This is a genomic window from Micromonospora sp. NPDC003241 (assembly GCF_053589795.1).
This window is the reverse complement of sequence record NZ_JBSFSO010000061.1, coordinates 18,508-34,425: the sequence shown is the minus strand read 5'-3', so window position 1 is coordinate 34,425 and position 15,918 is coordinate 18,508. Positions and strand designations below refer to the sequence as shown.

Annotated in this window: 13 protein-coding genes and 1 riboswitch; of the genes, 10 read left to right on the top strand and 3 right to left on the bottom strand. The window is 71.1% G+C overall.

Annotated elements, in window-relative coordinates; genetic code table 11:
* Nucleotides 1-71 precede the first annotated feature (71 nt).
* Nucleotides 72-2,363, bottom strand: coding sequence for a 5-methyltetrahydropteroyltriglutamate--homocysteine S-methyltransferase (gene metE / locus ACWDVW_RS29960; RefSeq protein WP_449955590.1), 2,292 nt, complete (start codon nt 2,361-2,363; stop codon nt 72-74).
* Between the two features lie 120 nt (nt 2,364-2,483).
* Nucleotides 2,484-2,696: riboswitch (cobalamin riboswitch) on the bottom strand.
* A 165-nt stretch (nt 2,697-2,861) separates the two neighbouring features.
* Between metE and ACWDVW_RS29955 the strand changes: the two genes are divergently transcribed.
* The 9 genes from ACWDVW_RS29955 (at nt 2,862) to ACWDVW_RS29915 (ending at nt 12,562) form a co-directional block, all read left to right on the top strand.
* Nucleotides 2,862-3,950, top strand: a complete 1,089-nt coding sequence (locus ACWDVW_RS29955; RefSeq protein ID WP_449955587.1) for a FecCD family ABC transporter permease — start codon at nt 2,862-2,864, stop codon at nt 3,948-3,950.
* A gap of 25 nt (nt 3,951-3,975) precedes the next feature.
* Nucleotides 3,976-4,962 carry an ABC transporter substrate-binding protein gene (locus tag ACWDVW_RS29950; RefSeq protein WP_449955584.1) on the top strand — a complete coding sequence of 329 codons (987 nt, stop codon included), beginning with the start codon at nt 3,976-3,978 and terminating at the stop codon, nt 4,960-4,962.
* Nucleotides 4,959-5,744, top strand: a complete 786-nt coding sequence (locus ACWDVW_RS29945; protein WP_449955582.1) for an ABC transporter ATP-binding protein — start codon at nt 4,959-4,961, stop codon at nt 5,742-5,744. Before ACWDVW_RS29950 ends, ACWDVW_RS29945 begins: the two co-directional genes overlap by 4 nt.
* Nucleotides 5,741-6,436, top strand: coding sequence for a class I SAM-dependent methyltransferase (locus ACWDVW_RS29940; protein ID WP_449955579.1), 696 nt, complete (start codon nt 5,741-5,743; stop codon nt 6,434-6,436). Before ACWDVW_RS29945 ends, ACWDVW_RS29940 begins: the two co-directional genes overlap by 4 nt.
* 358 nt (nt 6,437-6,794) lie before the next feature.
* Nucleotides 6,795-7,841 (top strand): LacI family DNA-binding transcriptional regulator, encoded by a 1,047-nt coding sequence (locus tag ACWDVW_RS29935; RefSeq protein WP_449955576.1) that lies wholly within the window; start codon nt 6,795-6,797, stop codon nt 7,839-7,841.
* Between the two features lie 36 nt (nt 7,842-7,877).
* Nucleotides 7,878-9,473 (top strand): FAD-dependent oxidoreductase, encoded by a 1,596-nt coding sequence (locus ACWDVW_RS29930; protein WP_396750153.1) that lies wholly within the window; start codon nt 7,878-7,880, stop codon nt 9,471-9,473.
* Between the two features lie 20 nt (nt 9,474-9,493).
* A complete protein-coding gene (locus ACWDVW_RS29925; protein WP_449955573.1) occupies nt 9,494-10,774 on the top strand; it encodes an ABC transporter substrate-binding protein in 1,281 nt (426 codons plus the stop codon).
* An 8-nt stretch (nt 10,775-10,782) separates the two neighbouring features.
* Entirely contained in the window at nt 10,783-11,730 is a 948-nt protein-coding gene (locus tag ACWDVW_RS29920) for a carbohydrate ABC transporter permease (RefSeq protein ID WP_449955570.1), read from the top strand.
* The gene (locus ACWDVW_RS29915) at nt 11,720-12,562 is read left to right on the top strand and encodes a carbohydrate ABC transporter permease (RefSeq protein WP_131052930.1); all 843 of its coding nucleotides are present in this window, start codon (nt 11,720-11,722) and stop codon (nt 12,560-12,562) included. Before ACWDVW_RS29920 ends, ACWDVW_RS29915 begins: the two co-directional genes overlap by 11 nt.
* Before the next feature lie 51 nt (nt 12,563-12,613).
* On the opposite strand, the gene ACWDVW_RS29910 is transcribed toward ACWDVW_RS29915, so the two are convergent.
* Complete coding sequence (locus ACWDVW_RS29910; protein ID WP_449955566.1) at nt 12,614-13,621, bottom strand: hypothetical protein; 1,008 nt, start codon at nt 13,619-13,621, stop codon at nt 12,614-12,616.
* Between the two features lie 393 nt (nt 13,622-14,014).
* On the opposite strand from ACWDVW_RS29910, the gene ACWDVW_RS29905 reads away from it, so the two are divergent.
* Complete coding sequence (locus tag ACWDVW_RS29905) at nt 14,015-15,049, top strand: LCP family protein (RefSeq protein ID WP_449955563.1); 1,035 nt, start codon at nt 14,015-14,017, stop codon at nt 15,047-15,049.
* Nucleotides 15,050-15,054: 5 nt separating this feature from the next.
* On the opposite strand, the gene ACWDVW_RS29900 is transcribed toward ACWDVW_RS29905, so the two are convergent.
* The gene (locus tag ACWDVW_RS29900; protein ID WP_396749991.1) at nt 15,055-15,909 is read right to left on the bottom strand and encodes a TylF/MycF family methyltransferase; all 855 of its coding nucleotides are present in this window, start codon (nt 15,907-15,909) and stop codon (nt 15,055-15,057) included.
* Nucleotides 15,910-15,918: the final 9 nt, after the last annotated feature.

Sequence of the window (15,918 nt, the reverse complement as noted above, 5' to 3'; positions counted from 1 at the left end):
CCTCGTCGTCCGGGCCGAGCAGCACCAGTTCCTTGCCGTCCAGGAGGCCCCCACCGGCGGACGCCACCGGGTCAGGAGTCGCTCGTCGGCCCGCCCTCGGCGGCAAGTTCGGCGCGGACCGAGGCGGCGGCCCGGACCAGCGCGGTCAGGGCCGGACGGACCTCGTCGTAGCCCCGGGTCTTGAGCCCGCAGTCCGGGTTGACCCAGAGCCGCTGCGGGTCGACGACCGCCGCCGCCCGGCGCAGCGCGGTCACCACCTCGGCCGTATCCGGCACCCGGGGCGAGTGGATGTCGTAGACACCCGGCCCGATCCCCCGGGTGTAGCCGACGGTGTCCAGGTCGTCGAGGATCTCCATCCGGGAACGGGACGCCTCGATGCTGGTCACGTCGGCGTCCAGGGCGTCGATGGCGGGCAGCACCTCACCGAACTCCGAGTAGCACAGGTGGGTGTGGATCGCCGTGGCGTCGGCGACGCCACTGGTCGCCAGCCGGAAGGCGGCCACCGCCCAGTCCAGGTAGGCGGTGTGGTCCCGACGGCGCGGCGGCAGCAGCTCCCGCAGCGCGGGCTCGTCGACCTGGATGATCCGGATGCCCGCCGCCTCCAGATCCCGCGCCTCGTCGCGCAGGGCCAGCGCGACCTGCCGGGCGGTCTCCGCCAGCGGTTGGTCCACCCGCACGAACGACCAGGCCAGGATGGTCACGGGGCCGGTGAGCATGCCCTTGACCGGGCGGTCGGTGAGTGACTGGGCATACCGGGACCAGGTCACCGTGATCGGTGCGCGCCGGGTCACGTCGCCGTACAGGATCGGCGGGCGTACGCACCGGGAGCCGTACGACTGGACCCAGCCGTGGGCGGTGGCGGCGAAGCCGTCGAGGTGTTCGGCGAAGTACTGCACCATGTCGTTGCGCTCCGGCTCGCCGTGCACCAGCACGTCCAGCCCGAGCCGTTCCTGCTCGGCCACCACGTCGGCGATCTCGGCCCGCATCCGCTCGGCGTAACCGGCCGCGTCGAGGCGACCGGCCCGGTGCTCGGCCCGGGCCCGGCGCAGCGCCTCGGTCTGCGGGAACGACCCGATGGTGGTGGTCGCCAGCGTGGGCAGCCCGAGGCGGCGGCGTTGGGCGTCGGCGCGCTGCGGGTACGGGCCGCGTCGGGTGTGCTCGGGCCGCAGCGCCTCCAGGCGGGCGCGGACCCCGTCGTCGCGCCACTGCCACGGCACCGGCGGGGGCGCGGCGGGCAGCTCGCCCACCCCGTCGCGCAGCACCCGGCCGAGCGCGACCACCTCGTCCACCTTCTGCCGGGCGAACGCCAACCGTTCGCGCAGCCGAGGGTCGAGGTCGGTCTCGGCGGCCAGGTCCACCGGCACGTGCAGCAGCGAGCAGGAGGTGGACACGGCGACGGTGTCGGCAAGCCCGGTGAGGGTGGCGCCGACGGCCGCAGCGGCCCGCAGGTCGGTCCGCCACACGTTGCGGCCGTCGACCAGCCCGGCGACCACGGTCCGGCCCGGCAGCGCGCCGTGGCCGGCGAGCCGGTCCAGGTCGCCGGGCCCGGCGACCAGGTCCAGGCCGATCGCCTCGATCGGCGTGTCCAGCAGCGCGGGCAGCGCGTCGCCGAGTTCGCCGAAGTAGGCGGCGACGAACAGGCGGGGGCGGTGGGCCAGCCCGCCGAGCCGGGCGTACGCGGCACCGAGGTCGCGGATCTCGGCGTCGGACCGGTCGCCGACGTACGCCGGTTCGTCGAGCTGCACCCACGGCACGCCGACGTCGGCGAGCGCGGACAGCAGCTCGGCATAGACGTCGACCAGGTCGTCCAGCCGGTCGAACGGGCGGAACCCGGCGGGCGCGTCGGCGGTGGGCTTGGACAGCAGCAGCAGGGTCGCCGGGCCGACCAGGACCGGACGGGTGGTGATGCCGAGCGCCCGGGCCCGCCCGTACTCGGTGAGCGGCTTGTCGGCACGGGCGGCGAAGGCGGTGTCCGGGCCGATCTCGGGCACCAGGTAGTGGTAGTTGGTGTCGAACCACTTCGTCATCTCCAGCGGCGGTTCCTGTGCGGTGCCGCGCGCCATGGCGAAGTAGGTGTCCAGCTCGCCGAGGCCCAGCCGGCGGAACCGGTCGGGTACGGCGTCGACCGTGACGGCCGCGTCGAGCACGTGGTCGTAGAGCGAGAACGTGTTGGACGGTACGGCGGACAGGCCGGCGTCGTGCAACGTACGCCAGGTCTGTTCGCGTACCTGTGCGGCGGTGGCCCGCAGGGTCGGCTCGTCGACGCGGCCGGCCCAGTAGCCCTCGACCGCGGTCTTGAGTTCACGACGCGGACCGATGCGCGGATAGCCGAGCACGGTGCTCGTGCCGAACGGAGTGGTCATGTCGCCAGGGTTCCCTTCCCTCGAGGTCCGGCGGTACGGCTCCGGGGAAGGCTGGGGAGGGCACGGCGCGACGACCGGCCTCGCCCTGGCCCTCCCGCGAGGCCGACGGCGGCGTGCGCGGCTGCGCACGCGGCACGGGCAGGTCTTCGGACTCGTGGGCGCGACCGGCTGGGCCGGTCTCCTACTGGCCGTCGCTTCCCGGACAGGTGTCCAGTGCGTGTGACGGCGGTCGTTCCCACTCACCGCTGCGGGGCAGTCCCGGATTCACACCGGGTTCCCTCTTACGACGCTCCGACCGGACGGCCGGGGCGAACCAGTACCGTCTCGGATCCTAGCGTCCGGATCGCGCCCGACGACCGTCGCGCCGGTGTGATGTCCGCGCCGCGACGCCGGGTCGAGCGGCGGGTGAACAACGACTCATCCGCCTTCCGCTGGCATGATCATGGTGTTAGTTTTTGCAAAGACTTGGCAAGAACAACGACTTTGCGTGGGAGTGCGGTGAGCGTCACCACCCTGCCGACGAGCCGGACGGACGTGCTCGGCGTGGCGGCGCAGCGTCGCCGGACCGGCCTCTGGCTGCTCGCGCTGACTACCGGCCTGGTCCTGACCGGGCTGGTCGCGGTCGGCGCCGGGGCGATCGGCATACCCCCGCTCACGGTGGCCCGGATCATCGGGCACCAGCTCGTCGGGGTGCCCGGCGAGGTGACCTGGACCGGGCCGCAGCAGGCGATCGTCTGGCAGGTCCGGCTGCCCCGGGTCCTGCTCGGCATGCTGGTCGGCGCCGGGCTCGCGGTCTGCGGGGTGGCGTTGCAGGCCATGGTCCGCAACGTGCTCGCCGACCCGTACCTGCTCGGGATCAACTCCGGCGCCTCCAGCGGCGCGGCCGCCGCGATCCTGTTCGGCGCGGGCGCCGGCTTCGGCCAGTACGCGCTCTCCACCAGCGCGTTCGTCGGCGCGCTCGGCGCGTCGCTGCTGGTCTTCCTGATCGCGCGCAGCGGCGGCCGGGTCACCTCCATCCGGCTGCTGCTCGCCGGAGTCGCCGTCGGGTACGCGCTGTACGCCACCACCAGCTTCCTGATCTTCGCCTCCGGCTCCGCCGAGGGCGCCCGGTCGGTGATGTTCTGGCTCCTCGGGTCGCTGGGCCTGGCCCGCTGGAACGCCCTGCTGCTGATCGCCGCGGTGGTGCTGATCGGCACCATCGGCTACCTGACCGTCGTCGGGCGGCGACTCGACGTCCTGGCCATCGGCGACGAGACCGCGCACACCCTGGGCGTCTCGCCGGACCGGTTCCGGCTCCGGCTGCTCGTGCTGGTCTCGCTCAGCGTCGGCATCCTGGTCTCCGCCGCCGGCAGCATCGGGTTCGTCGGCCTGGTCGTGCCGCACCTGGCCCGGCGCATCGTCGGCGCGCCGCACGTCCGCGTGGTGCCGGTGGCCGCGCTGCTCGGGGCGATCCTGCTGGTCTGGGCCGACGTGCTGGCCCGGGTGCTGCTGGCGCCGCAGGAGATCCCGATCGGCATCATCACCTCCCTGCTCGGCGCTCCCTTCTTGCTGGTCCTGATCCGCCGCCTGCACGCCTCCGGTGCCTGAAGAGCCCACCCGTCAAGGAGAACCGATGTTGAAGGCAAGCCGCCTCGCCACCGCCGCCGCCTCCGCGTGCGTGCTGCTCGTCGCCGGTTGCGGCGGTGCCCCCGACGGGCCGGCCGAGGCCGGTCCCGGCTATCCGGTCACGGTGACCAACTGCGGCGTGGACGTCACCTTCGACGCTCCTCCGCAGCGGGTCGTGCTGCTCAAGAGCGCCGCCGTGCCGTACCTGCACGCGCTCGGCGTCCTGGACCGGGCCACCGCCCGCGCCGGGCAGTACCCGAAGGAGTACTACGACGCGGCGACCCAGGCCGAGCTGGACCGGATCCCGCTGCTGACCGACAAGACCGACACCAGCGGCCACCTCCAGATCTCCAAGGAGGTGGTGATCAGCCAGGAGCCCGACCTGGTCCTCGGCGAGGTCGACAACCTCTCCCGCGACACCCTGGAGGCGGTGGACATCCCGCTGTTGGAGGAGCCGGCGATGTGCCCGGAGAGCACCGCCGTACCGAGCTTCGACGACATCTACCGGCAGATGGAGACGTACGGCCGGGTGTTCGGCCGCCAGGCCGAGGCGACGACTGCGGTCACCGCGCTCAAGGACCGGATGACGAAGGTCCAGGCCGAGGCGGGCGACTCGTCCGGGCGTACCGCGGCGGTGCTCTACCCGACCGTCGGCGGCGGCACCACGTACGCGTACGGCACCGGCAGCATGGCCCACCCGCAGTTGGAGGCCGCCGGTTTCCGTAACGTCTTCGGCGACGTCAAGGATCGGGTCTTCGAGGTCACCGTCGAGGAACTGCTCGGCCGCAACCCGGACGTGCTGATCCTGCTCTACGGCGACGGCGACCCCCGCGCCGTCGAGCAGGGGCTCACCGGACTGCCGGGCGCGCAGCAGCTCAGCGCGGTCCGCAACGGCCAGGTCATGACGCAGCTGTTCAACTTCACCGAGCCGCCGACGCCGCTGTCGATCGACGGCCTGGAGCGGATCGTGCAGCGGTTCCGGGAGCAGCCGTGATCGAGGCGACCGGCGTCACCTGGCGCTACGGCGCGAACCCGGTCATCGACGGGGTCAGCGTGACGGCCCGGCCGGGTCGGGTCCTCGGTCTGATCGGGCCCAACGGCAGCGGCAAGACCACGCTGCTGCGGTTGCTCTACGGCGCCCTGCGCAGCCGGACCGGTCAGGTCACGGTGGACGGCGACACGCTGTCCACCCTGCCCGCCCGGGAGGCCGCGCGACGGTTGGCCGTGGTCGTGCAGGAGACCGGCGGGGAGACCGCCCTGACCGTGGCGGAGCTGGTGCTGCTCGGCCGGGGACCGCACCTGTCGACGTTCCAGCGGGCCGGTCGGGCCGACCACGAGATCGCCGCCGACTGCCTGAGCCGGGTCGGTGCCACGCACCTGAGCGGGCGGGCGTTCGCCCAGCTCTCCGGCGGGGAGCGGCAGCGGGTGCTGATCGCCCGCGCGCTCGCCCAGCAGGCCACCCATCTGCTGCTCGACGAGCCCACCAACCATCTCGACATCCGCTACCAGCACGAGATCCTGCACCTGGTCCGCACGCTGGACACCTGCTCGGTCGTCGTGCTGCACGATCTCAACCTGGCCGCCCACTACTGCGACGACCTGGTGCTGCTCGGCGCGGGCGGCGTCGCCGCCACCGGCACCGTCGACGAGGTCCTCGACCCCGCCGTCCTGGAACCCGTCTACGGCATCGGCATCCGACGCCTGGACCTCGACGGCGCCGTCCATCTGCTGTTCCACCCGATCCACCAGAGCATCGACGAGAGGACTGCGGCATGACCACGCAGGAACGCATCAACGCCTACTGGACCGGCCGCGCGCCCGCCTACGACGAGTACCAGCAGCGCCCCGACCGCTTCGTCGACGACCAGCGGGCCTGGTCGCAGATCTGGTCGCAGACCCTGCCGGCCGCGCCACTGGACGTGCTCGACGTCGGCACCGGCACCGGTCAGGTGGCCATGGTCCTGGCCGGTCTCGGGCACCGCGTCACCGGCACCGACCTGTCCGAGGGCATGCTCGCCGAGGCCCGTCGGCACGCCGCCGCCGTCACCGACGGCCCGGTCATCCAACTCGGCGACGCCGTCGCGCCGGACTTCCCGGCGGGCAGCTTCGACGCCGTCACCAGCCGGTACCTGATGTGGACCCTGCGCGAGCCGCAGACCGCGGTGGCCAACTGGATCCGTCTGCTGCGTCCCGGCGGCCTCGTCGCGGTGGTGGACAGCACCTGGTTCCCGAACGGCCTCGACAACGCCTCGGAGAACTTCACCGGCCACTACGACAGCCAGGTGCAGGCCGAACTGCCGCTGGCCACCGCGACCTCCATCGACAAGACCGTGGCGGTGCTGGAGGAGGCGGGCCTGGCGGACGTCACGGCCGTTCCGCTGACGTCGATCTACGAGCTGGACCGCCGGTACGGCGTGGCGCCGAACCACGAGCACCAGATGCAGTACCTGGTCACCGGCCGGGCCTGAGACCGGCCGGGACCGCCTCCGGTCACGTACGCAGCAAACAGTCACGCTCCGTGTAGCTCTCCGTGGACAGCGGGGAGCCACACGGCGTTGATGGTCGGCGCTAATACGTATTAGCGATGTCGGGTTCTTGAATACTGCGACCCGGGGGCGGCGCTGTCAAGAGCCGGCGGCGAGGGCACCCCAGCGCACCACATCGCGTGCACGAGTCCGCTGTGGGCGCTCACTAATCCGCATTAGTTCAGGGAGTTCATCGGCCGGAAATCTGGCGTCACCCTCTTGACATCGATCGGGTTCAGCCGCGAAGCTCCTTCCCAGCCCGAACGCTAATACGCATTAGCGGCAGTGGAAGGACTCCCCCGTGCCCCCTGCACCCCGACGCGTCACTCAACGTGACATCGCACGGATGGCCGGCGTCAGCCAGGCGACCGTGTCGCTGGTGCTCAACAACCGCGCCGACGCGGAGGTACGCATCGCCCCCGAGACCCGGGACCGGGTGCTGCGGGTGATCGCCGAGACCGGGTACGCGGCCGACCCGGTCGCCCGCCGGCTCGCCTCCCGGTTCAACCGGATCATCGGCGTCTTCACCTACGAGCCGGCGTTCCCCAGCCGCAGCCGGGACTTCTTCCACCCCTTCCTGCTCGGCATCGAGGAGTACGCCGAACGGGTCGGCTGCGACCTGCTGCTGTTCACCAGCGCACCGGTGGTCGACGGGCGTCGACGGATCTTCCACCGGGACAACCGGCTGCGCCTGGCCGACGGGTGCATCCTCCTCGGCCGCGAGATCGACGGGACCGAACTGCTCCGGCTCAACCGCGACGGCTACCCGTACGTCGCGGTGGGCCGCCGGGACGACGCCGGAGGGCCGGTCCCCTACGTCGGCACCGACTACGCCGCAGCGGTACGCCAACTCGTCGAGCGGGCCCTGGCACGCGGGCACCGGCGACTGGCCTACCTGGGCGTGGACGCCACCGCCGAGTCCTCTGCCGACCGCTGGCGCGGGTTCGACGCCGCCGCACCGGACGCGGAGTCGGCCCGCCGCCTGACCGGCCCGACGCGCGACGCCGAGGCCGTCCTGGACGACCTGGGCGCCGACGGAAGCACCGTCGTCTTCGTGGAGGACTTCGCCACCGCCGTGGCGCTGGAGTCGGCCGCCCGCCGACGCGGGCTACGCGTACCCGGTGACCTGTCGATCCTGACGCTCGGCGACCCGACGGTGCCGGTGCCCACCGACACCGCCTTCACCGGGTTCCACATCCCCCGCGAGGAGATGGGCCGGCAGTCGGTCGAGGTGCTGACCGCGGTCATCGACGGCAGCGCCGACGGCGTCCAGCAACGACTCCTGGCCTGCGAGTTCGTCGAGGGCGACACCCTCGGCGCCCCCGATCCGGCGGTCGACCGCCGATAGGCGGCCCGCGCGACTGGAAGGAAGCAAGTGGCACAGATGCGTGCGGACGTCCTCATCGTCGGCGGCGGGCTGGGCGGGGTCGCCGCCGCGCTCGCCGTGGCCCGGGCCGGTCGGTCGGTGATCCTGACCGAGGAGTTCGACTGGCTCGGCGGGCAGCTCACCAGCCAGGCCGTCCCGCCCGACGAGCACTCCTGGATCGAGCAGTTCGGCGCCACCGCCAGTTACCGGGCGCTGCGCACCGGCATCCGCGACTACTACCGACGGCACTACCCGCTCACCGAACGCTCCCGCTCCTGGACCGACCTCAACCCGGGCGCCGGCTGGGTCAGCCGGCTCTGCCACGAGCCCCGGGTGGCGGTCGCCGTGCTGGAGCAGATGCTCGCGCCGTACCGGGGCTCGGGTCGGCTGACCGTGCTCCAGCCGTACCGGCCGGTGGCGGCGGCCACCGACGGGGACCGGGTCACCGGCGTCACGCTGGCGCACCGGGACCGCGAGGACCGGATCGACGTCACCGCGCCGTATGTGCTGGACGCCACCGAGACCGGCGAGTTGCTGCCGCTGACCGGCACCGAGTACGTCACCGGTTTCGAGTCGCGGGAACAGACCGGCGAGCCGAGCGCCCCGGCCGAGGCGCAGCCGATGAACATGCAGGCCGTGTCGGTCTGCTTCGCCATCGACCACGTCGACGGGGATCACACCATCGACCGGCCCGCCGGGTACGACTTCTGGCGCGACTACAAGCCCGACTTCTGGGGTGACCGGCTGCTCTCCTGGCGTTCACCGAACCCGCGCACGCTGGAGATCCTGGAGCGCAGCTTCACCCCGAACCCGGACGACGAGCCGTGGCTGGTCAACGCCGACCAGCGCGTCAACCCCGGCGACGGCAACCTGTGGACGTTCCGCCGGATCGCCGCCCGGCGCAACTTCGTCGACGGCGCGTACGCCAGCGACATCACCCTGGTCAACTGGCCGATGATCGACTACTTCGAGGGCCCGGTCATCGACGTGCCCAACGCGTCGTGGCACCTGGCCAAGGCACGCGAGTTGTCGTACTCGCTCTTCTACTGGTTGCAGACCGAGGCGCCGCGCCCCGACGGCGGCACCGGCTTCCCCGGGCTGCGGCTGCGCGGCGACGTGACCGGCAACCCGGCCGGTCTGGCCCAGGCGCCCTACATCCGGGAGTCGCGCCGGATCCGGGCCGAGTACACCGTGGTGGAGCAGGACCTCTCCCTCGCGGTACGCGGCGCGCACGGCGCCGTGCGGTACCCCGACTCGATCGGCGTCGGGATGTACCGCATCGACCTGCACCCGTCGACCGGCGGCGACAACTACATCGACGTCGGGTCCTGCCCGTTCGAGATCCCCCTCGGCGCGCTGATCCCGCAGCGGATGGAGAACCTGCTGCCGGCCGGCAAGAACATCGGCACCACGCACGTCACCAACGGCAGCTACCGGCTGCACCCGGTCGAGTGGAACGTCGGCGAGGTCGCCGGTCTGCTCGCCGACTTCTGTCTGGCGCGGGGCGAGTCCCCGCGCGCGGTCCGCGGCACCCCCCGGCTGCTGGCCGAGTTCACCGACCGCGTCACGGCCGCCGGCGTCGAACGCCGGTGGCCGGAGATCGCGGGCTACTGACCCCCCGGTGAGGAGAGACGATGAGATCAGGAAAGGGAATACGCGTAGTCGCCACGGCGCTGACCGGCGTTCTCGCCATGTCCGCCTGCGGCGGCGGTGAGGCGCAGGACAGTGGCCCGGCCACCCTGCGGGTCACCGTCTGGTCGGCCAACGAGGCGCATCTGGCGCTGTTCAACGAGATCGCCGACGAGTACCGCCAGAACAACCCCGACGTCACGCAGATCACCTTCGATCCGCTGCCGTTCGACACGTACACCACGGCGCTGACCACCCAGATCGCCGGTGGCAACGCCCCCGACCTGGCCTGGGTGTTCGAAAGCTCGGCGCCCGACTTCGTCGCCTCCGGCGCGCTGCTGCCACTGGACGAGACCCTCAAGAAGACCGACGGCTACCAGTACGACGACATCCTGCCGGCCACGCTCAAGCTCTGGCAGGACGACGGCAAGCTGTACGCGTACCCCTTCTCCACCTCGCCGTTCGGTGTCTTCGTCAACACCGACCTGCTCAAGCAGGCCGACCAACGGACCCCGGCCGAGCTGATCGAGGCCGACCAGTGGACCTGGGAGAACGCCTTCGCCGCAGCGGGTGCCACCCGGTCCGCGACCGGCAAGGCCGGGCTGGTGATCCGCGACTTCGACTACAAGGACTGGAGCAACCTGTCCACCGTCTGGACCGGGTGGGGTGCCCGGGCGTGGAGTGAGGACGGCGGGACGTGCGGCTTCGCCGAACCCGAGATGGTCGAGGCGATGACGCGGCTGCACCGTGCCGTCTTCACCGACAAGGCGTTGCCCGGTCCGGGCACCACTGCGGACTTCTTCGCCGGTGACGCCGCCATGACCATCACCCAGATCTCCCGCGCCTCGTTGCTCGAGGACGGCGGGTTCGCCTGGGACCTGGTCCCCCTGCCCGCCGGGCCGAAGGGGCCGTACGCGGTGGTCGGGCAGGCCGGCATCGGGGTGCTCAAGCGCAGCCCGAACGCCGAGGCCGCCGCCGGCTTCCTCGCCTTCCTCACCAACCCCACCAACTCCGCCAAGCTCGCCCAGTTCTTCCCGCCGCCGCGCCAGTCCCAGTTGACCGCCGACACGCTGGCCAAGACGAACCCGAAGCTCAAGCCCGAGCAGTTGCAGAAGGTCGTCATCGACGGGATCACCAACGGCGTGGTCAAGCCCAGTCACGCCGGGCAGGCCGAGATCAGCCAGCAGGTCCGGGCCGGTCTGGACCCGCTGTGGAAGGCCGACGCGGACGTGAAGGCCGTCCTGGACGGGGTCTGCGGCAAGATCCAGCCGTTGCTGGCGAAGTAAGGCGAGCGATGACCCGTACGGACACCGGGGTGGACCCGGCCACGGCCGGGTCCACCCCGGGCCGGGCCCGACCGTTCTGGACCGGCCGCCGCCGCGACCACCTCACCGGTTACCTGTTCATCGCCCCGCAGTTGTTCGGCAGCGCCGTCTTCGTGATCCTGCCACTGGTCCTCGTCGTCTGGTACAGCCTGCACGAGTGGAACGTGCTCGCCGGCACGTTCGACTTCGTCGGCACCGACAACTACGCGGCCCTCGCCGACGATCCGAACCTCGGCTCGGTGCTGCGGGCCACCGGGCTGTTCTCGGTCGGCCTGGTGGTGTTCAACCTGGCCCTGGCCTTGCTGTTGGCCGTCATGCTCAACCAGAAGCTGCGCGGCACGATCGTGTTCCGCACGCTGTTCTTCTCCCCCGTGGTGGTGTCGCTGGTCGCCTGGACGATCGTCTGGGGCTTCCTGTTGCAGGACAACGGCGGCATCAACGGCCTGCTCGACACGATCGGCGTGGACGGACCGAACTGGTTGCGCGGCGAGGCCACCGCCATGTTCTCGGTCGTCGTCGTGCAGGTGTTCAAGAACGTCGGCCTGAACATGGTGCTGTTCCTGGCCGCCCTCCAGGGCGTGCCCGCCGAGCTGTACGAGGCGGCCGAGGTGGACGGCGCCAGTCGGCTGCGTCAGTTCTGGCGGATCACCGTGCCGCTGATCAGCCCGACGATCCTGCTCACCTCGATCATCACGGTGGTCGGCTCGCTCCAGGTCTTCGCGCAGATCGCGGTGCTCACCCAGGGCGGTCCGGGCACCTCGACCACCGTGCTCGTCTACTACCTGTACCAACAGGCGTTCCAGTTCCACCACTTCGGCTACGGCGCCACCCTGTCGATCGTGCTGTTCGGCATCGTCCTCGCGCTGACCGTGGCGCAGTGGCAGATGCGCAAGAGGTGGGTCTTCCATGAGTCGTGACCTGTCGCCCCGGACCAAGCTCGTGCTCTACGGGGCGCTGCTGGTGCTGGCCGTACCGTTCGTCTTCCCGACCTGGTGGATGGTCACCTCGTCGCTGAAGCCGGTGGCGGACATCTTCGCCTTCCCGCCACAACTGTTGCCGGTCGACCCCCGACTGGACGCCTACCAGCGGGTGTTCGACCTGCAACCGTTCGGGCAGCAGTACCTCAACAGCCTCTACATCGCGCTGGTGGTCACCGTCGGCACGCTGGCGGTGGCGGCCCTGGCCGGGTACGCCTTCGCGCGGATCCGGTTCCGTGGCCAGAACGTGTTGTTCCTGGTCGTCCTCGCCGGGTTGCTCATCCCGAGCGAGGTGACGATCGTGCCGTTGTTCCAGATGTTCTTCCGGCTCGGGCTGATCGACACGCACTGGCCGCTGATCCTGGTGCCGATCCTCGGCGCGCCGAGCGTGCTGGCGACGTTCATCATGCGGCAGTTCTTCCTCGCGCTGCCCGGGGAGTTGGAGGAGGCGGCCCGGGTCGACGGGTTGGGCCGGTTCGCCACCTTCTGGCGGATCGCGCTGCCGCTGTCCCGGCCCGCGCTGGGCGCGGTCGCCATCTTCACCTTCCTGCACAGCTGGAACCTCTATCTGGAGCCGATCGTGTTCCTCTCCACGCCGGAGAAGTTCACCCTGCCCCAGGCGCTGACCCAGTTCGTCGACGCGTACGGCGGTCCGATGTGGGACGTGCAGCTCGCGGCGGCGTCGATGACGGCGCTGCCGGTGCTGGTGGTCTTCGTGATCGCGCAGAAGCAGTTCGTCGAGGGCCTGGCGCACACCGGCCTCAAGGGCTGACAGAGGGCGTCGCCCGGTCCGGTTCCCGCACCGGACCGGGCGACGCCGTCCCTAGACCTCGCGGGCCACGCAGATGCGGGCGTTCAGGCGGGGTCCGGCCTCGTAGAGCATGTACGACACACCGCCGTCGGTGCCGAACGCCGGTGATGCCACCCGGCCGTTGTCCGAGGCGATCGGCCGGTGGAAGACACCCAGGTGCACCTCGCGGTCGAAGTTGTTGCCGACCTCGGTGAGGTACATGTTGCCGTTGTTGCCGTGGTACGCCAGGTACGCCGTGCCGTTGCGCTTGAGCAGGTGCGGCGCGGAGATGTCGGTGAGGCCGTCACCGGCGGGCGACACCAGCGGGTTCGGTGCGAACTGCCATCCGCTCCAGCCGTTCGGCGACCAGCCCCAGAAGATCTTCCGGGTGCCGGGTCCGATGGTGTGGGCGCCCATGAAGACCATCACGTACCGGTTGCCCTTGCCGGCCACCGAGTGCTCGAAGACCCGCGCGTACGAGGTCTCGGTGGTGTTCGGCACCAGCCGGGTCGACAGGATCGGGGTCTCGTCGGTGAACCGGACGCCGTCGGTGGAGCGGGCCACCCGGGTGGTGAAGTTCTCGCCGTGGAAGTACAGGTAGAACTGCCGCGTCGGGGCGTCCCAGACGACGTGCGGCGAGGACACGTGGCTCACCGTCGTGGTCGGCAGCACCCGGTCGACGACCGGGTTGCCGGAGTACTCGGTGTAGGGACCTTCGAGCCGGTTGGCGTAGGCGAGACAGATACCGCCCGGCGCGTCGTGCGGCGCGTAGTAGAGGTAGTAGCGGCCGAGGTAGTTGCTGACCTTGTCGTAGACGCCCCGGACGCACGGGAAGATGAACTCGCGGGTCGGGTTGTAGCGCAACGACGCCGGCAGCGCGTCCCGGACGTACCGGTAGTTGGGGAAGCCGGCGGGGGCGGCGGCGGCCGGTGCGGACGTGACGGCGAGGCCGACGCCGGTGGTCGCGCTCGCGACTCCGGCCGCCGCCACACCGCGCAGCAGGGTGCGTCGGGTGAAGGGGCTCTCGGGGGTACGGGTCATCGTTCCCTCCGTTCAGGATGGACGACGGGGGCAGGGGGACGGGACCGGGCGGGACGGGTCAGCGGACACCGGTCACCCACGGCGAGCGGCCGATACGCTGCGAATACTCGCCCCGAACCGGTTCGTTTGATCGATGAGTCTGCGCGTGCGGTTACCCGGCGGTCAAGACGCTAATACGAATTAGCACAGCGAGTCCGGGAGCGCCCGACGCACCGCGTCACCGTCGCCGGCCGCCCTTTCATCCCGCCGCCGGCCGCAGCATCGTCACTTTTGCACCCATTTGCACCATTTGGGAGATAATTGACAGATCACGCGGTCCATCGCGGGGCGGCCGACGGACGGTCGCCGCGCCGGCGCGAGCTGCGGACCAGAGACGAGAAGGCGCTGATCGACATGACGAACGACATCGCACCGGTGAGCATCCGGCGACGGCTCGCGACGTGGCAGAAGGCCACGATCGCCCTGGTCGCGCTGCTCGGCGTCGCCTGCGCCGGGCTGGTGACGCTCGGCGTCGGCCTCAAGCACCGGTACGAGAGCCGGGTGCAGCGGGAGGACATCCTCGGCCGGGGCACCGCTCCCCGCGACGACGAGCGGTGGGCCGAGGGGCCGTTGAACCTGCTGCTGCTCGGCTCGGACTCCCGGGAGGGAGAGCCGGACCAGGGCCTCTACCCGGGCCAGCGGTCGGACACCATCATGCTGGTGCACCTGGACGCCGCGCGGGACGCCGCCACGGTGGTGTCGATCCCCCGGGACAGCTACGTCGACGTGCCGGCGCGGGAGGGAAGCTGGGCCGGGGGCAAGAACAAGATCAATGCGGCGCTGGCGTTCGGCGGGGCCTCCCTGGCGGCCGAGACCGTGCACCGGCTCACCGGCGTGACCATCGACGGCGTCCTGGTGGCCAACTTCGCCGCGGTCCGGCAGATCGTCGACGCGATCGGCGGCATCACGGTGTGTCTGCCGTACGAGGTGCTCTCCACCGACACCGGGACCCGGTGGCCGATCGGCTGCCACCAGCTCGACGGGCGCAACACCGACGACCTGATGCGGCAACGGCACCACGTGCCCGGCGGCGACTTCGGTCGGATCCATAACCAGCAGCTCGTGGTGCGGGCCATCGTGGAGAAGGTCACCTCGGACAGCCTGCTCACCGATCCGGCCCGACTGGACCGGGTGCTGACCACCACGGCGGAGTCGTTGACCGTGGACCGGGAACTCGACCTCACCGAGCTGGTGCTGGCGGTCCGGCGGATCTCGGCGGCGTCCCTGCGGTTCGTCACCGTTCCCGCCGCCGACACCGACCTGACCACCCCGGCCGGTTCGTCGGTGCTGCTGGACGAGGAGCTGTCCGCCGCCCTGTTCGAGGCGGTACGCGAGGACCGGCTCGACGAATGGTTCGCGAGCCGGTCCGCCACGTCAGCGCCGAACTGAGCGGTTCACCTCGTCCGCTGCCAGTACCGGCAGGTCCAGTCGACCTGGTGCAGCTCGTCGGTGATGCCGTGCTCGGCCCGGAAGTCGTCGACCGCCTGCTTGCAGCCGCGTACCGCGTGGTAGTCGTCCACGATGACGTACCCGCCGACGGAGAGCTTCGGATAGAGGCTGCGCAGCGCGACCATGGTCGAGTCGTACAGGTCGCCGTCGAGCCGGATGAGCGAGAGCCGATCGACCGGCGCGGTGGGCAGCGTGTCCTTGAACCATCCGGGCAGGAAGTGCACCCGGTCGTCGAGGAGCCCGTACCGACGGAAGTTGTTCTTGACCTGGTCGAGCGAGACGGCGAGGAACGGCTGCGTCCAGAGTGCGTCCTCGACGTCCTCGACCCGGTGCGCCTCCGGCTTGGGCAGGCCGCGGAACGAGTCCGCCACCCAGACCGAGCGGCTCTGGTCGCCGTACGCCTGCAGCATGCCGCGCATGAAGATCACCGCGCCGCCGCGCCACACCCCGGTCTCGATCAGGTCACCCGGTACGTCCTGCGCCAGCACGTCGCGCAGGCACCGCTCCAGGTTGTCGAGCCGGCGCAGGCCGATCATCGTGTCCGCCTCCGGCGGCCAGTCCCGGCCGTTGGCCCGCGCGTCGGCGTCGAACGGGAACTTCAGCACCAGTTCCAGGCCGCGCCGTTGCAGCAGGTGCTTGTACCGGGCGTACACCCGGCCGTGCAGTGACCTCGCCCGGGGCTGGTACGGCATCCACGTCTCCTGGAAGACGTATCGGGTCAACGCCTTCTTCAGCAGGTCGCAGTACATCGCCCGCGGGTCGCTGAGAGTGGACGGCAGGTGGGTGAGCGTCTCGCTCATCGGTTACTC